25 protein-coding genes and 2 pseudogenes are annotated in these 21,242 nt (G+C 64.6%); 14 read left to right on the top strand and 13 right to left on the bottom strand.

The features are described from left to right. From EK403_RS15400 to EK403_RS23310, 3 genes and pseudogenes are all read left to right on the top strand, one after another. The gene (locus EK403_RS15400; RefSeq protein ID WP_128778438.1) at nt 1-600 is read left to right on the top strand and encodes a DUF1419 domain-containing protein; all 600 of its coding nucleotides are present in this window, start codon (nt 1-3) and stop codon (nt 598-600) included. Nucleotides 601-611: 11 nt separating this feature from the next. Beyond that, nucleotides 612-1,013 (top strand): DUF3085 domain-containing protein, encoded by a 402-nt coding sequence (locus EK403_RS15405; protein WP_128778437.1) that lies wholly within the window; start codon nt 612-614, stop codon nt 1,011-1,013. A gap of 109 nt (nt 1,014-1,122) precedes the next feature. Then, nucleotides 1,123-2,298 (top strand): annotated as a pseudogene (locus EK403_RS23310) (lactate dehydrogenase); the annotation flags it as partial. Nucleotides 2,299-2,325: 27 nt separating this feature from the next. On the opposite strand, the pseudogene EK403_RS23740 reads toward EK403_RS23310, so the two are convergent. From EK403_RS23740 to EK403_RS15420, 3 genes and pseudogenes are all read right to left on the bottom strand, one after another. Then, nucleotides 2,326-2,514, bottom strand: a pseudogene (locus tag EK403_RS23740) (hypothetical protein); the annotation flags it as partial. An 86-nt stretch (nt 2,515-2,600) separates the two neighbouring features. Continuing rightward, a complete protein-coding gene (locus EK403_RS15415; protein WP_128778352.1) occupies nt 2,601-2,891 on the bottom strand; it encodes a DUF6634 family protein in 291 nt (96 codons plus the stop codon). Then, nucleotides 2,888-4,795, bottom strand: coding sequence for an AAA family ATPase (locus EK403_RS15420; RefSeq protein ID WP_164919620.1), 1,908 nt, complete (start codon nt 4,793-4,795; stop codon nt 2,888-2,890). The genes EK403_RS15415 and EK403_RS15420 overlap by 4 nt, the downstream gene beginning before the upstream one ends. Nucleotides 4,796-5,416: 621 nt before the next feature. Between EK403_RS15420 and EK403_RS15425 the strand changes: the two genes are divergently transcribed. Then, nucleotides 5,417-5,920: a hypothetical protein gene (locus tag EK403_RS15425; RefSeq protein ID WP_128778354.1), complete on the top strand. Its 504-nt coding sequence runs from the start codon at nt 5,417-5,419 to the stop codon at nt 5,918-5,920. On the opposite strand, the gene EK403_RS15430 is transcribed toward EK403_RS15425, so the two are convergent. Further along, the gene (locus EK403_RS15430; protein WP_128778355.1) at nt 5,900-6,589 is read right to left on the bottom strand and encodes a hypothetical protein; all 690 of its coding nucleotides are present in this window, start codon (nt 6,587-6,589) and stop codon (nt 5,900-5,902) included. The genes EK403_RS15425 and EK403_RS15430 overlap by 21 nt on opposite strands. A 3-nt stretch (nt 6,590-6,592) precedes the next feature. On the opposite strand from EK403_RS15430, the gene EK403_RS15435 reads away from it, so the two are divergent. Together EK403_RS15435 and EK403_RS15440 are read left to right on the top strand one after the other, a co-directional pair. Then, the gene (locus EK403_RS15435; protein ID WP_128778356.1) at nt 6,593-7,030 is read left to right on the top strand and encodes a LexA family protein; all 438 of its coding nucleotides are present in this window, start codon (nt 6,593-6,595) and stop codon (nt 7,028-7,030) included. Beyond that, nucleotides 7,027-8,301 (top strand): Y-family DNA polymerase, encoded by a 1,275-nt coding sequence (locus tag EK403_RS15440; protein ID WP_128778357.1) that lies wholly within the window; start codon nt 7,027-7,029, stop codon nt 8,299-8,301. Before EK403_RS15435 ends, EK403_RS15440 begins: the two co-directional genes overlap by 4 nt. A gap of 19 nt (nt 8,302-8,320) precedes the next feature. Here EK403_RS15440 and EK403_RS15445 read toward each other — a convergent pair whose 3' ends face one another. After that, entirely contained in the window at nt 8,321-8,905 is a 585-nt protein-coding gene (locus EK403_RS15445) for a DUF429 domain-containing protein (RefSeq protein ID WP_128778358.1), read from the bottom strand. A gap of 45 nt (nt 8,906-8,950) precedes the next feature. Between EK403_RS15445 and EK403_RS15450 the strand changes: the two genes are divergently transcribed. Both EK403_RS15450 and EK403_RS15455 read left to right on the top strand, forming a co-directional pair. Continuing rightward, nucleotides 8,951-9,721, top strand: coding sequence for an SOS response-associated peptidase (locus EK403_RS15450; protein WP_128778359.1), 771 nt, complete (start codon nt 8,951-8,953; stop codon nt 9,719-9,721). Nucleotides 9,722-9,791: 70 nt separating this feature from the next. After that, nucleotides 9,792-10,142, top strand: coding sequence for a hypothetical protein (locus EK403_RS15455; protein ID WP_128778360.1), 351 nt, complete (start codon nt 9,792-9,794; stop codon nt 10,140-10,142). A gap of 291 nt (nt 10,143-10,433) precedes the next feature. Here the strand turns inward: EK403_RS15455 and EK403_RS15460 are convergent, their stop codons facing one another. The 8 genes from EK403_RS15460 to EK403_RS15495 form a co-directional block, all read right to left on the bottom strand. Further along, on the bottom strand, nt 10,434-11,609 hold the full coding sequence (locus EK403_RS15460) for an MFS transporter (RefSeq protein ID WP_245479726.1): 1,176 nt from the start codon (nt 11,607-11,609) through the stop codon (nt 10,434-10,436). Between the two features lie 3 nt (nt 11,610-11,612). Further along, nucleotides 11,613-12,314 carry an arsenical resistance protein ArsH gene (gene arsH, locus EK403_RS15465; RefSeq protein WP_423269982.1) on the bottom strand — a complete coding sequence of 234 codons (702 nt, stop codon included), beginning with the start codon at nt 12,312-12,314 and terminating at the stop codon, nt 11,613-11,615. Nucleotides 12,315-12,319: 5 nt separating this feature from the next. Further along, nucleotides 12,320-12,739, bottom strand: coding sequence for an arsenate reductase (glutaredoxin) (gene arsC, locus EK403_RS15470; protein ID WP_128778362.1), 420 nt, complete (start codon nt 12,737-12,739; stop codon nt 12,320-12,322). 10 nt (nt 12,740-12,749) lie between these two features. After that, a complete protein-coding gene (gene arsB, locus EK403_RS15475; RefSeq protein ID WP_128778363.1) occupies nt 12,750-13,805 on the bottom strand; it encodes an ACR3 family arsenite efflux transporter in 1,056 nt (351 codons plus the stop codon). Between the two features lie 2 nt (nt 13,806-13,807). Beyond that, nucleotides 13,808-14,191: an ArsR/SmtB family transcription factor gene (locus tag EK403_RS15480; protein ID WP_128778364.1), complete on the bottom strand. Its 384-nt coding sequence runs from the start codon at nt 14,189-14,191 to the stop codon at nt 13,808-13,810. Between the two features lie 148 nt (nt 14,192-14,339). Next, a complete protein-coding gene (locus tag EK403_RS15485; protein ID WP_128778365.1) occupies nt 14,340-14,993 on the bottom strand; it encodes a transmembrane anchor protein in 654 nt (217 codons plus the stop codon). A 30-nt stretch (nt 14,994-15,023) separates the two neighbouring features. Further along, nucleotides 15,024-15,755, bottom strand: coding sequence for a HupE/UreJ family protein (locus EK403_RS15490; RefSeq protein ID WP_128778366.1), 732 nt, complete (start codon nt 15,753-15,755; stop codon nt 15,024-15,026). A 52-nt stretch (nt 15,756-15,807) separates the two neighbouring features. Continuing rightward, on the bottom strand, nt 15,808-16,203 hold the full coding sequence (locus tag EK403_RS15495) for a hypothetical protein (protein WP_128778367.1): 396 nt from the start codon (nt 16,201-16,203) through the stop codon (nt 15,808-15,810). Between the two features lie 93 nt (nt 16,204-16,296). Here EK403_RS15495 and EK403_RS15500 point away from each other — a divergent pair, with 93 nt between their 5' ends. The 6 genes from EK403_RS15500 (at nt 16,297) to EK403_RS15525 (ending at nt 21,087) form a co-directional block, all read left to right on the top strand. Continuing rightward, a complete protein-coding gene (locus EK403_RS15500) occupies nt 16,297-16,575 on the top strand; it encodes a metal-sensing transcriptional repressor (protein ID WP_128778368.1) in 279 nt (92 codons plus the stop codon). 7 nt (nt 16,576-16,582) lie between these two features. Further along, nucleotides 16,583-17,911, top strand: a complete 1,329-nt coding sequence (locus tag EK403_RS15505) for an MFS transporter (RefSeq protein WP_128778369.1) — start codon at nt 16,583-16,585, stop codon at nt 17,909-17,911. Nucleotides 17,912-17,914: 3 nt separating this feature from the next. Beyond that, a complete protein-coding gene (locus EK403_RS15510; RefSeq protein WP_128778370.1) occupies nt 17,915-18,352 on the top strand; it encodes a YqaA family protein in 438 nt (145 codons plus the stop codon). 41 nt (nt 18,353-18,393) lie between these two features. Beyond that, nucleotides 18,394-18,672 carry a hypothetical protein gene (locus EK403_RS15515; RefSeq protein ID WP_128778371.1) on the top strand — a complete coding sequence of 93 codons (279 nt, stop codon included), beginning with the start codon at nt 18,394-18,396 and terminating at the stop codon, nt 18,670-18,672. Nucleotides 18,673-18,996: 324 nt separating this feature from the next. After that, nucleotides 18,997-19,233 carry a hypothetical protein gene (locus EK403_RS15520; RefSeq protein WP_128778372.1) on the top strand — a complete coding sequence of 79 codons (237 nt, stop codon included), beginning with the start codon at nt 18,997-18,999 and terminating at the stop codon, nt 19,231-19,233. 435 nt (nt 19,234-19,668) lie between these two features. Further along, nucleotides 19,669-21,087, top strand: coding sequence for a tyrosine-type recombinase/integrase (locus tag EK403_RS15525; RefSeq protein ID WP_128778373.1), 1,419 nt, complete (start codon nt 19,669-19,671; stop codon nt 21,085-21,087). The last annotated feature ends 155 nt before the right edge of the window (nt 21,088-21,242 follow it).

The following is a 21,242-nucleotide window of genomic DNA, read 5'->3' on the forward strand; positions in this document are numbered from 1 at the left end:
ATCCCCTCTTCGATCCGCAAGGTCTATCAAGGCGCCGCCGACCGCCGGCAGATGTTTCGCATGTTCGATCGCCATGCGCAGCGGCCGAACCGCACGCACGGCGACGCGACCGCACTCTATTCTGGTGAGTGGTTCGAGATCGGTCAGGTCGAGCACACCTACATGTTCGAGGTCCTCCCGCCGCTGTGGATGCCCGGCGATATGTTCGCCATGCGCGAATTCCTCACCGGCAGCGTCACGAGCGTCTTCTTCGAGCTGAAGATCGACGAGCGCGTCCGCTATTTCCACGGCTATTGCGACCTCACCGACCGGCAATCGCCGGAGTGGATGCGAGCCGCAATCGTGGAACGTGAGTCCAGGCCCGTCCGGGCGATGACGCGCGAGGAGCGCCTCGAGCACATCTGGTCGAGCACCCACGACCCCTATCGCAGCTATGCCGATTGGCGCTTTCCCCGCGTGGACCGCGGCAAGCGCACCATCATCGTCTACGGCGCGGATCGAAGCCGGGATTTCCGCCTGCTTGACCGGCTCACGGACGTGGAGATCGCCGCGAAGCTGCCGGTGCAGCTGCGCCACCTGCCCGACGCGCTCGCCGCATGAGGGAGGCGGTCATATTCACCTTCTCCGTGACGGCGGTACGCGCCGTGATCACGCGCGGGCGCATCGACGCCTTCCTGAATGGCGGCTTCCGCAACCCGCATTACGGCCTTGCCCCCGGCAAGGACGAGAAGCCCGGCGTCTGGCTGGTGGGCGACGAGGGCGTCTACATCATGTCCAACGGCAAGCTTGCCGAGGGGCAGAAGCATTCGCTCGTCATCTACGCCGAGGAATGCGACCCGAAGACGAACCCCGATTACTGGCACTACAAGCGTCAGTATTTCGGCGGCGATGACGGCATCGAGTTTCTCGACGCCGAAATGCTCGTGAAACTGATCGCTGCGGCTCCCGCAGCCACGCATCTCACGATCGCAATGACTGACGACGGCATGTCGATCACACCGATCCGCCGCTGACACCCCCGGGGCCCCGCAGCCCGTTTCCGCAACCTTCCGCGACCATCGCTCCCGCCGGTATTCGCCGGCAGGTCGATGCCGCGCGCCTTCATCACAAGGAGACATCACGATGGCGCAAGACGATCCTTTCACCCTCGACCTATTCGGCAACACCGCGCTCGCGTCGGGCCTCGGCCTTGGCGTGACGGCGTTTGGCGGCACGTTCACGCCTGACGACGACGAACCGGATTCCTCGACGCCCGCTCCTGCGCTTCCCTCCGTGGCGGCGGCACGAGCCCCGCAGCCGCCTCGCTCCACGCGCGGCACGAACTTTCACCTCGCCGGCGATCGAAGGCTGGCGACGACATGGAAGGATCGTGCGCGCGACAACGTTGCCGCCATTCGGCTTGCTTCCGAAATCGAGGCGGATCAACGCCCGGCCACGCGCGAGGAGCAGGAGCGCCTGATCCTTTTCACCGGCTTCGGTGCCTCCGATCTTGCGAACGGCGTTTTTCGCCGTCCCGGCGAGAACGATTTCCGTGAAGGCTGGGAGGAGCTCGGCGCCTCACTCGAGGATGCCGTCGGCGAACTCGACTATGCCTCGCTCGCGCGCTGCACCCAGTACGCCCATTTCACCCCGGAACTGATCGTGCGGGCGATCTGGACGGGATTACAGCGACTCGGCTGGCGCGGCGGCCGCGTGCTCGAGCCCGGCATCGGCACAGGGCTCTTTCCGGCATTGATGCCGGACGGTCTGCGCGACGCGTCGTATATCACCGGGATCGAAATCGATCCCGTCACGGCCCGCATCGTGCGCCTGCTGCAGCCGAGGGCCCGTATCGTCAACGGCGATTTCGCACGCACGCAGCTTCCGACTGCCTTCGACCTCGCCGTCGGCAATCCACCCTTCTCCGACCGCACCGTCCGATCGGACCGGGCATATCGTTCGCTGGGACTGCGTCTGCACGACTATTTCATCGCACGCGCCATCGACTTGCTGAAGCCCGGCGCGCTCGCCGCCTTCGCCACCTCGCATGGCACGATGGACAAGACGGATTCTTCAGCACGTCAGCACATCGGCGGATCAGCCGACCTCGTCGCGGCTATCCGTTTGCCCGAAGGCAGCTTCCACGCTGCCGCCGGCACCGATGTCGTGGTCGACCTTCTCTTTTTCCGAAAGCGGAAGGTCGGCGAGCCCGCGGGGGATCTGGCTTGGCTCGACACCGAAGAGGTGCGGCCCGCAACCGATGACGAGAGCGCGATCCGCGTGAATCGCTGGTTCGCGCGGCATGCTGCCTTGGCGCTCGACGTCGCCGATAAACGAGCGTGCGATGTTGGCTTCGAGCGCGAGCTTTTCTTGCGACCAGCCGCGCGCGGCTCGCAATCGCCGGATGTTGTGGGCGAGCAGGGCTCTGAAGTCGTTGGGATCGATGGTCTCCACCACGGCGAGTGGAGACCATCCCTGTAAGCAGCTCGACCCGATTTGCAGGTCAGAGCGACAGGTGTGATCTTTCGGACCCACCCCGCAAGCGCTCTATATTGAGACGGTTCGCAGACCTCAAACCAGGCCGGGTTGGAGTTGATGAATCTCAAACAGGGCGCTGAGTTTCAGCGTGGCAGGCGGCTGGGTCCTCTGAGGCGGTAGAAGCGGTTCAGGGTGCGCGCCCAGCTTTGGTCGGCTGACATGGCGATCAAGGCGCTGGTGTAGACCAGTCGATCGTCTTCCACGGTCGGATGACCCGTCACCCGCCCGATCAGCGCGACGCCGTCTTCGGCGGACACAATCAGCCAGTCTCGTAGCTCTGGTGCGTCGCGCAGGTCCGGAGACGCTCCCTCAGCGACTTTTCGAAGCGATCTCAACGCGCCACATAACGTCTGTCTCGTCTTCTCGTCTGTCATGGGGCCGTCTCCGACGGTGAGACGGATGACCGTTCGCCGAAGCCGCCGCCAAGACAGCCGTGGATCTCGTTGGCCAAGACGACGCGATGTCGAACGAGCCGGGCCGCCAGCGCGCGGATCGGCTGCTCGAGCCGTTCGACATGATCCCTCGCCTCGTTCATGAGTCGCCGAAGATCCTGTTCGACCATCGAGCGAAGATGTGGATCTAGGCTCAGATGTGCGGCGTCGATCGACTCGCGCGATACGAGAGTGTCGCCCAGTCCGAGACGTGAATGAATGTCGAGGACGAGCGCCGTCGATTTCCAAAGGTCGCTCGCCGCGCCTGACGTTGGACCGCGGGACAGACGCTCGTCGCAGGCGCGACCGGCGAGGATCGCGACCGCCCGGCATTCGAGCTCGCGCCTGGAAAAGATCGAGCTTCCATGGCCAAGCTCCGTGACCCCTCCGGACGTTTCCGTGTCGATGATCGACGCCGAAATGACCTCCAGTCCCAAGGCGCAGGCGACCACCGCGTGCGCGGCCTCGTGCAGCGCCACCTCCTCGATTTCCTGAGGCGAACGTTTGTCGGCGGGAGCGATGATCGCAACGAGATCCGAAAACGAGAGGATGCGTTGATCGCGTCTCGCTTCGTCCCGGGCCCGGCTGACCCAAGCTTCGATGATCGCTCCAGTCGGTTTGCCGGCCAGCCGGATCGCCGCAGTGAGGTCGTCGTCGACAAGGTCGTCGCCGAGGTAGTGGCGAAACACACCCTCGATCTCCTTTTCGGTCTGGGGTCCGCGGATCTGGATGTGCAGATCGAAACGTCCCGGCCGAATGAGAGCGCTGTCGAGCTTGCTCTTGTGGTTGGTGGCGGCGATCAGCACCACGCCGCGGGACCGGGCGCGAAGCTGATCAATTTGCACGAGAAGTCCGGTGATGATGGGCGTCCACCAGCTTCTGTCGCGATCGTCCATGGTCTCGCGGTTCGGAATCGCGTCGATTTCATCGATCAAAGCGACTGACGGAGCCAAAGCCGTGGCCTGTTCAAAGAAACGTTGCGCCGCGGATGCTACGTCGCCAAGATGTCCTGCAGACGAAGTGAACCATTCGGCGACCGACGTCTGTATCAACGGGGCGTTGACTGTGCGCGCGAACGATCTGGCGAGTGTCGTCTTTCCGGTTCCCGGAGGACCGTAAAGCAAGATGTTGGGCAGAACGATATTGCCGCCGATCTCTCTTTGGCTGACGAAATCCAGCGCGATCAGCCGCATACTTTGCGCCGCTTCCCCAAAACCGGCCAGTTGCGACAGTTCGGCGGTTCGATCCGTTGGCGTTGCGCTTGCTCGACTGCGGATCGCGCGATGCATGCGTTCCACGCATTCTTCGGGCGTAGAGTTCGGCCGCATTGCGAATGCGAGGTCTGTGAGATCGAGGCTCGCGTAGTCCGAAGCAGTGACCTGACAACTTTTCCGGCCGCAAAAGCTCGCGATTGCCTGAGCGACGGAGGCTGGTCGCACCTCCAGACGAAAGCTGAAATCGGCAGCCGCTACGGCGGCTGGCGACAGCCATGATCTATTGGGGGTGACGGCCAAGATCGGCGAAGTCGGCGGCGGGCAGTCCGGCGTCGTGCCTCGCGCGGGGGGCTTGGTCGCCGAGATGACCCGGACGCCGGGAAATAGCACGGAAGCCTGCGCGGCGATCGCTTCCGTCCAGACGACGGTGGGGGCGTCGACGAGAACGATGATCGGCAGACGAGCCTTGAACGCCTTCTTGACCTCTGACGGGATGGCGGCGGCAAGAACGGCTTTTGCGAGCAAGATGCGCGGCGTTCCCGCGCCATACTCCGGGATCGCATCGAGGTATTCGAGATCGTCGTCGTCATCCGTGCGTTCGGTCCGCCGGACATGCCGTGCTGAAATCTTCAACGACGCCGGGCGCTTGGGGCGCAGGCGCCGTTTCAGTCTGGCGGCAGGTGAGGTCGGTCGGCGCCTGATCATAGCGAAGTCCGGCGGCGTCGAACCGACGCTCGGGAGATCGCAGCTCAAGCAGGAGCGCGTGGACAGGCCATAACTCGATTGGTTTGACCCGTAAGATGGTCTTTTAGACCAGAGCGATCGGGCGGGTCAATCGGAGGTCGCGCTGGGGCGTGTCACCTATCTCCAGCAGATCAAAGATCGCTTATCAGGAATTAGCGGATAAGGCTCGGATCGAGTAATTCTTGGACGCAAGCACTTCGTTTATGGATAGGACCATGGCTAAATCCCTTATTGCAAAGGATTTGATAGTTTATAGACGATCTTGGATCGGTTGACGCGGAATGCGGGCGCAGGGCGGCCGTGTAAATGCGGAGCGATCTATAAAGCCGGCTGATTGGAACGACTCGACGATATTGACAGCCCGTCCGTATGGCGGCACTTTTGTCCCGTATAGTGGGTCGTCGACTGGTTTGGCGGTATAGACGGCCTGTCTCCGTGCATCTCTTTCGAGATGTGACGAATCTTGGTGCGCATGACGCACGCGACCGCTGAAGCGCGGGGGATTCGTCAATGGCCAATGACAGACTTGAACCGGTTCCCGTCACCGCGCGCGAGCGGCGGTTGCACGACGGGGGCAAAGAGCTGCGCGACACGTTGACCCGCGCGATCTGCGTCGCTGCGGGCAAGGGACCGAAAGGTCGAGACAACGTCATCTGCGAAGCCAGAAACAGGCTCGCGCCGGAACTGTGGGGCGTCATTTCGGAAAATCTCGAACTGAACGACCGCCACTGGATCGTCGTGACGGCGCCGGGCGAGATGTTCTACGGCTTCAGGAAGTTGGATCTCGCATCCCTATGTGCTGCCGTCCACACGCCCGAGCGCGCCGTCCTGATTTTGCAGACCAGTATTGTTTACAAGCTCGCTGACTTGTGGAGGCCGCACAAAAACTATCCGAAACACGAAGATCTTCCAGATCAGCTGAAGGCCGAAGTTGCGCCTTTGTATGCATGCGAAACAACTGAATTCCATTGGTCGGCCTTCGCAAACACACTTTCAGCAATGCGGAGATTTTGAGGTGAGCTCGTCGACGAAGGCTTCGACGAAGACGCGCAAGTCCGCGGTTGCGCGGGCCGCCCAAGCTTCATCGCCCCGTCCGTCGTGGCGAGAGCCGCTTTCCTTCGACGAGCGCCATCGTCTCGGGTTGGTCGAGATGCTTGAGGCCGTGGACCTTCGAGCCGAGCCTCGATGGGCAAGGGCGGCGCGAGGCGATGCGTCGTGCGCGATAAACTTGGCTATCCGGGTTGTGCTGATCGGCGAGGATGCTTTGGTCCCGTTCCACGACGTCATCTTGATCGCGCTGTGGCGCTGCGCCGCCGAGGGAGATCTGACGGCCGGACTGGTCTTCGACTGGCTCACCTGCCACCGCGCCTCCAGCGTGGGGGGCTGGATGAACTGACTGCCAGCCTCCTGGAACGACGTCAGTCGTTCCAGGAGGCACCCATAGCGTTTGCGCAAATACGCTTGTTCTATTTTTGTTCTCGTGAAATCCCTTCCTGAAGCGAAGGAGGGTTGGATGGCGAGGAGCAATGAAATTCCGTGGGGAAATCGGCCGTCCGGCTCGGCGCCGCCGAACGTGATTCTTCTCTCGAACCACGTTTTCAGAATGATCGGCATGGCGCCGGCCAATCGAGCAGGATCCGGCACGAGCGTCTTCAGGACCGGCCGATCGCTGCGGCGGCTCACCTCATGATCGTCCGCAACCCTAAGGGTGTGGTGCTTGGGGACGAGCTGCTTGTTCCGATGTTCGCGCATGCGATCTGCGCCGGCTTCCCATCGCCGGCGGACGATTTCCTCGAGGACGCGGTCGACGTCGCGCGGCTGCTGATCACCAACGCACCGGCCACGTTCCTCTGGCGGGTCGACGGCGCCAGCATGACCGGCGTCGGGATTTTCGACCGCGACATTCTCGTGGTGGACCGCAGTCTTGAACCCCGGGATGGCGACGTCGTGGTGGCGATCGTCGACGGCGAGCGATCGCTGAAGCGACTGACCCTGGGCGCGCGGCCCAATCTCGCATTCGCCAACAGCCGCATGCCGGTCTACGAGCTCCCTGATCTTGTCGACGTCGAGATCTGGGGCGTGGTCACCTGGAATCTGCATCGGCTGCGAGCGATCCGGCGATGACGCCCAAGGCCTTCGCCCTGATCGACGGCAACAGCTTCTACTGCTCGTGCGAGCGCGTCTTTGATCCTGGGATCGCCCATCGACCGGTCATCGTGCTGTCGAACAATGACGGCTGCGCCGTCGCCCGGACGTCTGAGGCCAAGGCGCTCGGCATCAAGATGGGCGACCCATATTTCAAAATTCGAGATCTCTGTCGGGCCGGGCGAGTGGCGGTCTACAGCTCGAACTACACCCTCTACGGCGATATGAGCCGGCGGATGAACGCGGTCTATGACCAGTTCGCGACGGACGTGGAGATCTACTCCATCGACGAGAGCTTCCTCGATCTGTCGGGCTACGCCCCGGCTGATCGGCGGGAGTTGGCGCAGGATCTGCGCTCGACGGTGAGAAAGTGGACTGGGGTGCCGACCTGCGTCGGCATCGGACCGACGAAGACCCTCGCCAAGGTCGCCAACGCCATCGCGAAGAAAGAGCTTGATCTCGCCGGCGTCTGCGACCTGTCGGATCCGGTCGAACGGGCAATACGGCTGGATCGCTTCCCTGTCGAGGATGTCTGGGGCGTCGGCCGCGCGTCGACGGCGAAGCTCGCAGCCCTCGGCGTCAACACCGCAGGCGACCTGACGCGGCTGGATCCAAAGCTCGCGCGAAAACCGCTCACAGTCGTTGGCGAACGCATCATCCACGAACTCCGCGGCATGGCTTGCCTCGATCTCGAGATGGTGACGCCCCAGCGCAAGGGGATCGCGGTCACGCGCAGCTTCGGCCGGCCGGTCACAACGCTCGACGCCTTGCTTGAGGCCGTCTCGGCCTATGCCTTCCGCGCCGGCGAGAAGCTGAGGCGTCATGGCCTTGCGGCGTCGCATCTCACAGTGTTCGCCCATTCCAACTTGTTCAACGGCGATGCCCCGTTCTCGGCTTCCATGACCGAAGGGATGATCGAGGCGTCGAGCGACAGCCTGGTGTTGATTGCGGCCGCGTCGCGCGGAGCGCAGCGACTCTGGCGGCCAGGCGCGAAGCTCGCGAAGGCCGGCGTGATCCTGGACGACCTCGTGCGAGCCGAAAACGTTCCGGCTGCTCTGATCGGCGGCCGAGACCGCGAGAAGGCAGCTCGAATGATGGCGGCGATCGACGCCGTAAACGCCAAGCACGGCCGCGGCTCCGTCACGTCGGCGGCAGTTGGGATCAGAAAGGCCTGGCAGACGAAATTCGAGATGAGGTCGCCGCGCTACACGACGCGGGTGGACGAGCTGCCAGCAGCGCGGACAGGGTGAGCGGATCGCCAGACCGACCTCAGTTCTTATCGGGCCACCAATAGTGGAGCTCGCCGAACCAGATGTCCTTCGGGTCGATTTCGCTCGGTCCAAGGCTCAGCGATAGATCGGTTGTCCATCGCCCCAACGCCCCTTCACGGGCTGCGACGGACCCAAGCAGCGCATCTCGCTCATGTTCGGTTCGAGGCTGAGGTCCGTCCAGGCCGAACGTCGACGCGATGTCGTCCCAATTGCGAAGGTCGAGAGCTTTGAGAAGGGCTTTCGGGTGCGACTCGGTGATTGGCAATGTGGGAAACGACTTCCGCGCCATCATCGCCAGCATGATGCCTTGAACGACCACAGCGCCTTTAAGGCTGTTGACGGACTGAACGGTTCCGGACGCGATGTTGTATGTTCTCCGGATCCACCGGTCCGCGACCCGACCACCGCCTTCGCCGGAAGACCACCACAAGGGACAGTCGATTCCCAAACCAGCGGGTTCGACGATGTGGCTCATAGCGCCGTCGACCGACGAGCAGATCCACGTCCTGAAAGACCCGTCACCCTCCAGGGCGGCGAGGCCGAATGCGTTGATGCCGCCGGGGTCAGCGCCGTACCAGGTCATGGTGGTCCTCTATGCCGACGCCGCGGCGCCGGTATAGTCCGGCGTATGTGCAACCTCTATAGCCTCACCAAAGGCCAGGCTGCGATCCGCGAGCTAACGCGCGCCATGATCGACCGCTCCGGCAACCTGCCTCCGATGCCCGGGATCTTTCCGGACTACCCGGCACCGATCGTTCGTGTGACCGCCGGCGAGCGAGAGCTCGCTCTCGCGCGATGGGGCATGCCGAGCTCGCAGAAAGCTCTGCTCGACGCCGCCACGAAACGGGCTGAGAAGCTGCGGGGCAAGGGCAAGGCCGTCGACTTCAACGCGCTTTTAAAGGTCGAACCCGATGGTGGGACAACCAACATCAGGAACATCGCAAGCCGTCACTGGACGAGATGGCTCGGCCCGCAAAACCGCTGCGTCGTGCCCTTCACCTCGTTCTCGGAATACGATGTGCGAACCAAGGAAGTGACGTGGTTCGCTTTGAACGAGAGCCGGCCGTTGGCTGTGTTCGCCGGCATCTGGACGACCTGGACCAGCGTCCGAAAGGCCCGCGAGGGCGAGGTCACCACGGACCTCTTCGGGTTCCTGACGACCGAGCCCAACGCCGTCGTCGCGCCCGTGCATCCGAAAGCCATGCCCGTGATCCTGACGACGTCGGAGGAGGTCGACGTCTGGCTGCGGGCGGACTGGATCGAAGCCAAGGCGCTGCAGCGACCGCTACCGGATGATGAGCTGGCGATCGTCCTGACGGGGTCCAGGAAAGACGAAGGCGCGGGTTGGAAGACGGAAGTTGAGGTGAGCAAAACGCCAGCGTATCCGGGAGAGGCTTGATAAGATATATTTACGACTCGACGAGGGCTCAAAGTTGCCAAAGTGGCTCATGTCTTTCGGAGTGATATTGATGGTGAACGTTTCAGGCGAAATCGCTTTCGCTGGCCAGCCGGCACAGGTGTCTGTCCCGAGCGACGCCAAGGCCCACTACTTCGTCCTAGACGTCCGCAAAGTAGGCCCAAATCTCATCCAGATGTCGTCACGGCGCGAGGGGCCATCTGGCGTCTCGTTCGCCAAGCGTGAGATCGACTGCGCAAAAGGACAGGCGCGGTACATCTCTGAAGGCGACACGATCGAAGAGCTGGCTCGGCTCAACCCGGTCTCGAAGATGGGCCCTTTGATCGAGGGCTCAATATCGACCGTTATGTCCCGCGCTGGATGCAGGATCGCCGGCGTCGAGCTGCGCGGCGTGGAGCAATAACGGGGTCGGCGTTTTTCGTTGGGCCGACGCACGAGTTGCTATGTGACTGGCGCAATGCCGGATGCCTCCCCATGGATCTTCTCATTGCGACGAGGTCGGCTTGCAGAGCGAAACGAAGCTGGTGACGAACAGCTGGGCCAGCCGAGAGTCGTGTCGCCGGACGACGGTATGGCTGACGACCGACGCGTCCACGGCGTCGCTCGAGCGCTTTATCTCGCGGTTTCGATACGGTCTTGGCCATCCGCGATGGATCGCAGCCTGCGGTTAGCACGGGTGCAGGCTTCGGTCTGCTCATCGGTTCCATGATGACAGCACTGCTGTGAAGGCGACATTGACGGTAGCTACGACCGCAAGGGCGGCCAGTGTGCCCGTCGCGCCAACGGACGTGACGCTGAGCCCCACCACGAACGGTGCCAACGCCTGCACCACCAGGTTCGGCGCCGCGAGCCGTCCCATCACGACCGGGTACCGTTCTGGTCCGAACAGCGCGAGCGGGACGGTGCCGCGGGCGATCGACCACACTCCGTTGCCCGCGGCGTAGAGCACGACCGCGACCGCCGCGGGTCCGGCGTCGAGCGCGAGCAGCAACACGCCGACGGCGACCAGCGCGCCAGCGTAGAGCAGCGTCGCCGTCGGATGTAGGCGATCGCCGACCATCATCTCGACCACGCGGGCGCCGACCTGTGACGGACCGATGAGCGCACCGATGGCGACGGCGGCTGCGAGCGACATGCCCTGTCCCTGCAGAATCGTCAGGAGATGGACCGAGATCGATGTTTGGACCGCTCCGTTCGCTATCAGGATCCCGGCCAGCAGTAGGAAGGTCCGGCGCTTGCTGGCGATCGTCGCGCCGGCGCCGGCGCGGTTAGCCGGAGCCGGGAGCTTGCGCGCCTCCCGCGGCAGGAGGAAGAACAGCGCCGGAGCCATGACCAGCACCTGAACGGCCGCGTAGGCGAAGCAGGCGCCGCGCCAGCCGACGTGCTCGACGGCGAGCGCCGACATCGGCCAGCAGACGGTGCTGGCGAAGCCGCCGAACAGGGTGAGGTTGGTGATGGCGCGCCGCGCCGACGCCCCGAAGATCCGGCCGAGCGTCGAGAACGCCGCGTCGTAGAGCCCCGCGCCCATGCCGAAGCCAAGCACCGCCCAGCCGAGCAGATAGGTCGCGAGCCCAGTCGACGATCCGACCGCGGCAAGGCCCGCTCCCATCAGCAGGGAGCCGGCCGCCATGGTCTGCCGCCCGCCGAAACCGTCGATCATGCGGCCCACGAAAGGCGAGGCGATGCCTGAGCAGAGCAGGCCGATGGACCCGCCGCCGACCACCCAGGCGAGCGGCCATCCGGTGTCGGCCGAGATCGGCGCCGCCAGCACTGCGAGCAGGTAGAAGCTCGAGCCCCAGGATACGATCTGGCCGATCCCGAGCAGCGGGACCGCAATCCTGCCGCCGGGCGGCACCGACGCCGTGTCCACGACTCAGACGGCCTGCTTGAGGTTCACCCTCGCCTCGAGCGCAGTGGCGCTCTCCTTCCGCTCGCTGTAGCGGTCGGTCAGGTGGTCGGACACGTCGCGGGTGAGGAGCGTGAACTTCACCAGTTCCTCCATCACGTCGACCACGCGGTCGTAATAGGCCGACGGCTTCATCCGGCCGTCCTCGCCGAACTCCTGGAAGGCTTTCGCGACCGAGGACTGGTTGGGGATCGTGATCATCCTCATCCAGCGCCCGAGCACGCGCATCTGGTTGACGGCGTTGAACGACTGCGAGCCGCCGGAGACCTGCATGACCGCAAGCACACGGCCTTGCGTCGGCCGCACCGAACCGACGGCGAGCGGGATCCAGTCGATCTGGGACTTCATCACGCCCGTCATGGCGCCGTGGCGCTCCGGGCTCGTCCAGACCTGCGCCTCGGACCACGTCGACAGCTCGCGTAGCTCCTGCACCTTCGGATGGTCGGCGGGCGCATCGTCAGGCAGCGGCAGGCCCGCGGGGTCGTAGACGCGCGTCTCGCAGCCGAGACGCTTCAGCAGGCGCTCGGCCTCAAGCGTCAGCAGGCGGCTGTAGGAGACGGGCCGGAGCGAGCCGTAGAGCAGCAGGACGCGCGGCGGGTGGGTCGAGCGTGGGCCGTGGAGCCGGGAGAAATCGGTCGGCTGGAAGCTGCCCTCGTCGAGGCTCGGCAGATCGCTCACGACGCGCGTCCCGCCTTCACGATCTCGCCGTCCTCCTTGGTGAAGCCGTCCAGCAGCGATGCGGGCAGGATATCCAGCACGACCTCGGACGGACGGCACAGCCGCACGCCGCGGGACGTGAACACGAACGGGCGGTTGATCAGGATCGGGTGGGCCAGCATCGCGTCGAGGATCGCGTCGCCGGTGACTGACGGATCGCTGAGCCCAAGCTCCGCGAATGGCGTTCCCTTCTCCCGTGCGGCCTCGCGCGGGCTGAGCCCGGCGTCGGCGATCGCCTTCGCAAGCTCCCCGCGCGTCGGCGGCGCCTTCAGATACTCCACCACGGTCGGCTCGATCCCGGCCGCCCGGATCATCGCGAGCGTGTTGCGGGACGTGCCGCAGTCGGGGTTGTGCCAGATGGTGACGGCCTCGGTCATCGCGGCCTCCTCAGGATCGGGGTTCGGGGGCGGCCGCGCGCACGCCGCGGGCCTCGTACCAGGGTTTTGGGCGGTTCACGATCCAGACGACCGAGAGCATCACGGGCACCTCGATCAGCACCCCGACCACGGTCGCGAGCGCCGCGCCGGACTTGAAGCCGAACAGGCTGATGGCCGCGGCGACCGCGAGCTCGAAGAAGTTCGAGGCCCCGATCAGCGCCGACGGTCCGGCCACGCAATGGGCCTCGCCCGTGGCGCGGTTCAGCAGGTAGGCGAGGCCGGAGTTGAAGTAGACCTGGATGAGGATCGGCACGGCGAGCAGCGCGATGACGAGAGGCTGGGCCACGATCTGCTCGCCCTGGAAGGCGAACAGCAGCACCAGCGTCGCGAGCAGCGCGGCGAGCGAGAGCGGCTGGATCCTCGCCAGCAGACGGTCGAGCGCGCCTTGTCCGCCGGAAGCCAGAACCTGACTCCGCAGCACCTGCGCCGCGATCACTGGCACGACGATGTAGAGGCCGACCGAGAGGACCAGCGTGCTCCACGGCACGGTGATCGCCGACAGGCCGAGCAGCAGGCCGACGAGCGGCGCAAAGGCCACGATCATGATCGCGTCGTTGACCGCGACTTGGGAGAGCGTGAACAGCGGGTCTCCCTTGGTCAGGTTCGACCACACGAAGACCATCGCGGTGCAGGGCGCCGCGGCGAGCAGGATCAGCCCGGCGATGTAGCTGTCGATCTGGTCGGCAGGGAGCCAGGGCCGGAACAGCCAGCCGATGAACAGCCATCCGAGCAGCGCCATCGAGAACGGCTTGACCGCCCAGTTGACGAACAGCGTCACTGACACGCCTCGCCAGTGAGCCGCGACCTGGCCGAGTGCGCCGAAGTCGACCTTGACCAGCATGGGGATGATCATCAGCCAGATCAGCTCCGCGACGGGCAGGTTCACGCTCGCGACCTCGAGGCTCCCGATCGCCTGGAAGAGCCCGGGCGCGGCGTAGCCGAGCGCGATCCCGACCACGATGCAGAGCGCCACCCAGAGGGTGAGCCAGCGTTCGAACAGCGACATGGTCAGGCCCTCGCGGCCGGGCCGCAGCAGCCCTTCTCGAGCTGTTCGAACACGGGCGCGCAGACGTCCGGATGGCCTTTGCAGCAGTCCTCGAGCAGGTAGTTCACGAGGCCCCGCATGCCGTCGAAGTTGGCGGCGTAGAGAATTGAGCGCCCGTCGCGGACGCCGGTGATCAGACCGGCCCGCACAAGGATCGCCAGATGGGTCGAGAGCGTGTTCTGGAGGCAGCCCAGCGCCTCGGCGATGCCGCCCGCGGGCTGTGGCTCCGGAGCGGTCGTGACGAGATGCTTGAAGATGCGAAGCCGCGTGGACTGGCCAAGCGATGACAGGGCGTCGAGGGCCGCCGTCTCGCGGTCACGGTCGGCGGACTGGGCGCGTACGGGCATGTCGCCTCCTGCATCGGGAGGCTTTTGATATCAATAAATCGACGATTGTCGATATGAATCACCTTTGTGGATGGAGTTGCCCTGTCTGTTCCCGTCACAGCGCAGACTGGCCGCGCTGCGTTCGTGACGCCGCGCGACCAGCCCCACTTCACATCACGCGCTTCATCGCGGCGAAGTCGCCGTTGACCTTCAGCGTCACGGTTACGTCGGCCTTGCCGCGGTTGCGCCAGAACCAGCCGTGTTTGCCGTCGAACGCGGCCTCGAGCACGCCTTCCTGGCTCGGCGCGGCGCGGCCCTTCTCGTAGCTCGTGGACTGCTGGCCCGCGCCGTCGGCGTGCATATCGAAGTTCACGACGCCGCCCTCGACGGTCCACGTGAAGTTCGCCTTCGCGCCCTTCTTCATGTCGAGCTTCACCTCGGCGCCCTCGCCGGGCTTGAGCGTGACCTTGGTCTCCTCGCTCTTCATGGCGGCCTCCTGCGCCGCGGCCGAGCCCATCACCAGTTCGGCGAAGATCGAGCCGAGCAGGCTGGAGCGCTGGTCCGGGGCCGCGGGCGCCGGGGCGGGCCGCGCCTCGTCCTTGATCCGGTCGGACTCCGCCTCGGCCGCGAGCTGGGTCTTGATCTCACCCATCTCGGCGAGGCCGATCGCCTTGCCGATCCCCGTCGGGTCGATCGCGTATTCGGCGGGAAGCACGATGGTGGTTAGGATCACGCCCGCCGAGACGATGGCGATCGCGGTGGAGCGCAGGAGCTGCTTCGTGGTCGGCAGCTCGGCGCGGGTCGGAATGTCGGTATTGTACATCGGTTCTGTCTCTTCGATCTGGGGATTGGGTCAGGAGACCGCGAAGCCGGTGAGCTGGTAGCCGACCAGCACGAAGCCCGCGGTCATCATCACGACGTTGGCGGTGTAGGCGTGCCGCCAGAACCCGTCGGTCCGGCGCCAGAAGCCCATGGCGATCAGGATGGCGGCAAGCGCCAGAAGTTGGCCGATCTCGACCCCCACGTTGAAGGCGAGGAGGTTCGGCACGAGGCCGTCGGGCGAGATGTCGTACTCGATGATCTTGGTCGACAGCCCGAAGCCGTGGAACAGGCCGAAGATCAGCGTGGCGGCCTTGGTGTTTGGCTGAAAACCGAACCAGCGCTGGAACGCGCCCATGTTGTCGAGCGCCTTGTAGACGACCGACAGGCCGATGATCGCGTCGATGAGATAACTGTTGATCCCGACGTTGAGGTAGACGCCGAGCAGCATGGTCGTGGAGTGGCCGAGCGCGAACAGGCTGACGTAGAGGCCAATGTCCTTCATTCGGTAGAGGAAGAAGATCACTCCGGCCAGAAACAGCAGGTGGTCGTACCCGGTCACCATGTGCTTGGCGCCGAGATACGCGAAGGAGATCAGGTTCACGCCAGAGATCTCCTGGATGTAGCCCTTGTCGCCCTCCGCGACCGCATGGGCGAGCGCGGAGGCGGGGACGATCAGGGCGGCGGAGACGCCAAACAGGCGCGCGAGGGCGAGGCGGCGCGACGCGTGCGCGTTTGGCCCGCCCCCTCTTGGAGGTAGGTGCATGTGAGGATCCGTTGTTCGTCGATGGGGCCGGCCGCGCTGCGACGGCTGGAGCTCAAGCGGCGAAGGACGGTCTCGGTGGACGCTTCAGGCCGGAGGTGAGCGAGTCGCCCCCGGTCTGAGCGACGGCTGACAGCGTAACCGACCGGGTCGCGGGCAAGGCCTGGGCGAGGAAGGACGGGGGCGCGCCCGCCTTGTCGTGGAGGTGGTCGGCGGAGTCGTGCCCGTGGGTGTGTCCCGGGCTCTGCTCGTCGGCGTCGCCCTCTTCGTGGGCATGGCCGTGCTCGGCGATCTCGGCGGCGAGCGCCGCGTGCCGTTCGGCCTCGGCGGCGGCCAGCGCCAGCGGGTCGTGCGAGGCGGAATGCCCGGTCGGCGCCGACAGGACGGCCAGCGCGATCGCGAGCACGGTCGCGATGCGCAGCGTCCGGTCGAGGAGGCGCTTGATCGTCATCGGGCCGGACCATAGCTGCGTCGCCGTCCGCCCGTCGAGGCCGCGCCCCGCGACGCGTTGCCATATCCCCTCCAGGGGGATAGGACAGAGTTCATGTCCGAGCCGCATCTTCACGAGAGCCACCCGCAAGTCGTCGCGCGCCTGAAGCGGGCGCTGGGGCACCTGCGCAGCGTCATCGAGATGATCGAGTCCGGGAAGCCGTGCGTCGATGTCGCCCAGCAGCTCTACGCGGTCGAGAAGGCCGTGGCGCAGGCCAAGCGCGCGCTTATCCAGGACCACGTCGACCACTGCCTCGAGGACGCGGCCGGGACGCAAGGCCGCGAGCAGCGCCGCTCGCTCGACGAGTTCAAGGCGATCACCAAATACCTGTGAGCGCGCCGTGCTGAGCGTACTGTCGAACCGCACCTACCGACGCCTGTTCCTCGCGCAGGCGATCGCTCTGATCGGGACCGGGCTCGCCACGGTCGCGCTCGGGCTGCTCGCCTACGAGCTTGCGGGCAAGGACGCGGGCGCCGTGCTCGGGACCGCGCTCGCGATCAAGATGCTGGCCTATGTCGTGGTCGCGCCGGTCGCCGCAGCCTTCGCCTACCGCCTGCCGCGTCGGACCATGCTGGTCGCGCTCGACCTCGTGCGCGCCGCGGTCGCGGTCTCGCTGCCGTTCGTGACGGAGATCTGGCAGATCTACGTCCTGATCTTCTGCCTGCAGTCGGCCTCCGCCGCCTTCACCCCGACCTTTCAGGCGACGATCCCGGACGTGCTGCCGGACGAGCGCGACTACACCCGCGCGCTGTCGCTCTCGCGGCTCGCCTACGACATGGAGAGCATCGTCAGCCCCATGCTTGCGGCCGCGCTGCTGACCGTCGTCGGCTTCCACGCGCTGTTTGCAGGGACCGTGGTCGGCTTCCTCGCCTCGGCCGCGCTGGTGGTCTCGGTCGCGCTGCCGACGCCCAAGTCCGCCGAGCGACGCGGGATCTACGACCGGACGACCCGCGGCGCGCGGATCTACCTCGCGACGCCGCGGCTGCGTGGATTGCTGGCGCTGACGCTCGCGGTGGCCGCGGCGAGCGCCATGGTCATCGTCAACACCGTCGTCATCGTCCAGGCCGGGCTTGGCCTCGGCCAGTCCCAGACCGCGCTCGCGCTCGGGGCTTACGGCGCCGGCTCGATGGCGGCCGCCCTTTCTCTGCCCAAGGCGCTCGACCGGATGCCTGACCGGCCGGTGATGCTGCTCGGCGCCACGCTGCTCGCCATCGCCCTCGCGCTCGGCCCGGTCGTCCAATCCTTCGGCGCGCTGCTGGCGCTCTGGTTGGCCCTCGGCGTCGGGACCTCGGTGACGCAGACGCCGGGCGGTCGGCTGCTTCGCCGTTCCGCCCATGCCGAGGATCGCCCCGCGGTGTTCGCCGCGCAGTTCGCCCTGTCGCACGCCTGCTGGTTGCTAACGTACCCGGTCGCGGGCTGGGTCGGTGCGAGGGCGGGAATGTCCGTCGCGTTCCTCGCGCTCGCAGGCGTCGCTGCGGCCGCCGTCGTCGCGACGTTCATCCTGTGGCCCAAGGCGGAGGACGACGCGGTCGAGCACGCCCATCCCGGCCTCGACCCCGACCATCCGCATCTCCGCGAAGCGCCGGCCGCCGGGCACACCCACGTCCACACGCACCCGATCGTCATCGACCGCCTGCATCCGCAATGGCCCGACGCCGGGCGCTCCTGAGCCGTGGCCGACCTCGTCGCCTATCTTGGGCTGTTCGCCTCGGCGTTCGCCGCAGCCACCATCTTGCCCGCACAGTCGGAAGCGCTGCTGGTCGGGCTCGTGCTGTCCGAAGCGCAGCCCGTCTGGGCGCTGGTTGCTGTCGCGAGCGTCGGCAACGTCCTCGGCTCGATCGTGAACTGGATCCTGGGCCGACAGGTCGAGCGCTTCCGCGGGCGGCGCTGGTTCCCGGTCTCGGACGCGGCGCTCGAGCGCGCCAAGGGCTGGTATGGAAGATGGGGGCGCTGGTCGCTGCTTTTGAGCTGGGCGCCGATCGTCGGCGATCCGCTGACACTGGTGGCGGGCGTGCTGCGCGAACCGCTGTGGTCGTTTCTCGCCCTCGTCACCCTCGCCAAGGTCGGCCGCTACGTCTCGCTCGCCGCGATCACAACGGCCGTCGCATGAGCCGCCATGCGCCTGTCACGGTCGTGGGCGAGGCCTCATCCATGGGATCGATCGTCGAGCGCCAGAGGTGGCTTTACGGCGAGGTGGTCGCCGCGCTGAACGGCCTCGCGACCGAAGGGCTGACGGGCACCCCGTTACTGGTCGCCGCCGCGTTCGGCTTCGGCTTACTCCACGCCTTCTCGCCGGGCCACGGCAAGGCCGTGATGACGGCGCGCTACGCGGGCGAAGGCGGCGCGCTCGGCGCGATCGCGTCGACGGCGTTGCTGATCCTCGTCCACGCAACCCATCGAGCTGAATATTCGCTTCTAACGCGGCACTGAACGTCGGCTTTCGGGTCAAGAGCCAATTTCAGCTGATGGTACGAATGGGCGGCCTGCGGTCGTCGCGGCGCGCTCAGCCTCGAGCATCAGTTGGCGTCTGTAGAAGGCCGGGCCGGTGAGAGCCGTAGGAGCTTGCAACACGCCTACTGGGGCGTCGAGCGCGAAGCGTCAAGCCTGGAGAGGTCGGGCGGCCGAACGACAAAGCTGGGCCGGCGAACGTCATTTTGGTCTCTTTCTCGTCAGGCCGCTACGCCGATACGGGCGCGACGTCTATACTCTAAAAATTGAACACTGAACACATACACCCCATATAGAGTTCGCTATATGGACACACCAAAACGTTCACGTCAGATTTTCGGCGCTATCGCTATTGCTGATTGGCATTTGAATTTGAGTATCCATATACAAAAACCAGCGAAAGGCCCGCTAATCGCCGAATTGGCCATTGGGGCTCATAAAATCTGTTCTTCCCTCTGGAAATTGAAAAAGTTTGACGCTCATACTGCTGATAGCTGGCATGTCACAAGCGACAGAGAAGAACACATTGTTGATTTTTTATAACAAAGATATAAAAATACATTTTCGAAATGTTACGGCATAAAGATATTATAGAGCGCCTAAACATAAATTGAAATGGCTTTTCAGAAGCTCGACGAAGCGGAATATACTTCTAAAACTTGACCCGCGGCTCCTGAGCGCATGCCTTCTGCCTCGCTTGGCGACTTGACATCGCATCTGGAGAGGCGAACGATCACCTCCGCTCAGTCGGGCTTCGCAAAAGCGTGGTCCCTTCGTGCGTCTGGATACAGGCGCTACGCCCTTCCGAGCGCGGGTAATCCGCGCATCGTTTAGCGATCCGGAAGACGGGCTGTCCCTCAGCAAGAAGCGTGTGGAGATCGGTTCGAGAATGATCGCCGCCTGCGCGGCGTATCCCTCGATCGATTTTTCCGCCTTTCCGATCGGCAAGGATTCCGCAACCTGCGGAGGGGTACGCTTATGCCTACACCACCGGTATTGCCCGGCCGAGCGGCTAGCCAGACCGCCTATTCGTTCAAGGCCAAGCGACAGCTGATGTCACTTCCGCAAACCCTCGTCAGGCGCATCCGTTCGGTCGCCAACGACGAAGCCGTTTTTGACGCCGCGCTGATGCGCGGAGTTTCGATGCCGACAGGCTTCGTCATGCTCTTCGACAGTGACTTGGTTCCGATCACGCCGGCGAACCAATTCATGCGCAATCGCTGCGTTCAAGCTCATAAGGGGGAGCGCTGGAAAAATACGCAGGCGGCATACGCCGACGATCTGGCTCAGTGGTGGACGTTTTTGGCGGTGACGGAGATCGCCTGGAACGCCGTCGAGAAGGACGAGGTGGCTTTCTATGCCTCCACGCTCGAGGAGGCGGTTTCGCAGATCACGCGCGTTCACTACGCGGGGAAGACCATCGCCCGGCGGGTAGGGACGGTTCTCGAATTTTATCGATGGGCCTTTCGGCAGGGCCTCACCCATTGGGATCCCGGTTTCGTGCCCCGGCGATTGCTTGGAGCAGGATCAAATCATGATCCATCCAGAGGCGAATTGGCCGACGCAGTGTCGGGGTTCGCCAAACGGACAAAGGACCAGACGTTGATCGAGCCGGAGCATTTGGTCGCGCTCCGCAGCGCTCTCGGTCCCTCTCCCTACCAGGACTGTGGTGAGAAGCCGACCCGCGACAGGCTCATGGTGGAATGTGCTCTGCAGTCTGGCATGCGAGTCGAGGAGGTCTGCTCTCTGACGATCCATCAGGTCGAGCATGCGTTTCAGAAGGCCTCCGGAAAGGACGACTGGGAGCTTGTCGGAATATTTTTGCCGGTAACGAAAGGCAACAAGAGCGGCACGATCCTCATGCCGGTGATCCTTGTCCGGGCGTTGCATTCCTTCATGCTCGGACAGCGCCAGGAGATCGTGAATGCGGCCCGAAACCTTGGGAAGTTCAGCAAGGCTGAGCCGACGGCGTTGTTTCTCAACGACCTCCACGCCAACAGTCGTGACATAGGTAGCCCCATCAAGACCGACACGGCGATGCGCGCCTTTACGAAGGCGGTTCGACGCGCCGGCCTACTTGTGCCTCGCGCCAGGTTCGTCCTCGATCCCGAAACCGGTCATCCGATCACAGACGAAAAAACCGGCGAGAACGTCATCGAGACCGTGCTGGTCCCTGCGTATTCGTTCCATCAGTTGCGCCACACCTTCGCGGTGACTTCCTACAGCGTCAACAAGTCGGTGAATCCGAGCGCGGCGATCCGCAAGGTTCAGTCTCGCATGAGACACAGCACCCGCGGGACGACGGAGAAATATTTGCGCGGCTTGCAATCACAAGAAGCAGAGATGGCCGATAAGTATCACGCGTTCATGTTGGGGTTGGCGGATGAGCGTCGCTAGTAATCAGGCTCGAAAGATTGTCCCGGGAGCTCATTTTAAGCGGGCGGCTTCGGCTGTAGCTCTTCGCAGAGCGGCGGTCTCACCCGATCCGTTTATATCGCACGTGGAAGCGCGTGACGGTGTTGCAGTTTGCAAGATACGCGATATTAACGGCG

The sequence above is a fragment of the Hansschlegelia zhihuaiae genome (assembly GCF_004103825.1).
Classification (GTDB): domain Bacteria; phylum Pseudomonadota; class Alphaproteobacteria; order Rhizobiales; family Methylopilaceae; genus Methylopila; species Methylopila zhihuaiae.

What these genes read in the sequence shown, in the direction of transcription:
- EK403_RS15415 (WP_128778352.1), bottom strand. Translation starts at nt 2,891, where the DNA reads ATGACAGACGAGAAGACGAGACAGACGTTATGTGGCGCGTTGAGATCG.
- EK403_RS15425 (WP_128778354.1), top strand. Translation starts at nt 5,417, where the DNA reads ATGGCCAATGACAGACTTGAACCGGTTCCCGTCACCGCGCGCGAGCGG.
- EK403_RS15435 (WP_128778356.1), top strand. Translation starts at nt 6,593, where the DNA reads ATGATCGTCCGCAACCCTAAGGGTGTGGTGCTTGGGGACGAGCTGCTT.
- EK403_RS15440 (WP_128778357.1), top strand. Translation starts at nt 7,027, where the DNA reads ATGACGCCCAAGGCCTTCGCCCTGATCGACGGCAACAGCTTCTACTGC.
- EK403_RS15445 (WP_128778358.1), bottom strand. Translation starts at nt 8,905, where the DNA reads ATGACCTGGTACGGCGCTGACCCCGGCGGCATCAACGCATTCGGCCTC.
- EK403_RS15450 (WP_128778359.1), top strand. Translation starts at nt 8,951, where the DNA reads ATGTGCAACCTCTATAGCCTCACCAAAGGCCAGGCTGCGATCCGCGAG.
- EK403_RS15455 (WP_128778360.1), top strand. Translation starts at nt 9,792, where the DNA reads ATGGTGAACGTTTCAGGCGAAATCGCTTTCGCTGGCCAGCCGGCACAG.
- arsC (WP_128778362.1), bottom strand. Translation starts at nt 12,739, where the DNA reads ATGACCGAGGCCGTCACCATCTGGCACAACCCCGACTGCGGCACGTCC.
- arsB (WP_128778363.1), bottom strand. Translation starts at nt 13,805, where the DNA reads ATGTCGCTGTTCGAACGCTGGCTCACCCTCTGGGTGGCGCTCTGCATC.
- EK403_RS15480 (WP_128778364.1), bottom strand. Translation starts at nt 14,191, where the DNA reads ATGCCCGTACGCGCCCAGTCCGCCGACCGTGACCGCGAGACGGCGGCC.
- EK403_RS15485 (WP_128778365.1), bottom strand. Translation starts at nt 14,993, where the DNA reads ATGTACAATACCGACATTCCGACCCGCGCCGAGCTGCCGACCACGAAG.
- EK403_RS15490 (WP_128778366.1), bottom strand. Translation starts at nt 15,755, where the DNA reads ATGCACCTACCTCCAAGAGGGGGCGGGCCAAACGCGCACGCGTCGCGC.
- EK403_RS15495 (WP_128778367.1), bottom strand. Translation starts at nt 16,203, where the DNA reads ATGACGATCAAGCGCCTCCTCGACCGGACGCTGCGCATCGCGACCGTG.
- EK403_RS15500 (WP_128778368.1), top strand. Translation starts at nt 16,297, where the DNA reads ATGTCCGAGCCGCATCTTCACGAGAGCCACCCGCAAGTCGTCGCGCGC.
- EK403_RS15515 (WP_128778371.1), top strand. Translation starts at nt 18,394, where the DNA reads ATGGGATCGATCGTCGAGCGCCAGAGGTGGCTTTACGGCGAGGTGGTC.
- EK403_RS15520 (WP_128778372.1), top strand. Translation starts at nt 18,997, where the DNA reads ATGGACACACCAAAACGTTCACGTCAGATTTTCGGCGCTATCGCTATT.
- EK403_RS15525 (WP_128778373.1), top strand. Translation starts at nt 19,669, where the DNA reads ATGCCTACACCACCGGTATTGCCCGGCCGAGCGGCTAGCCAGACCGCC.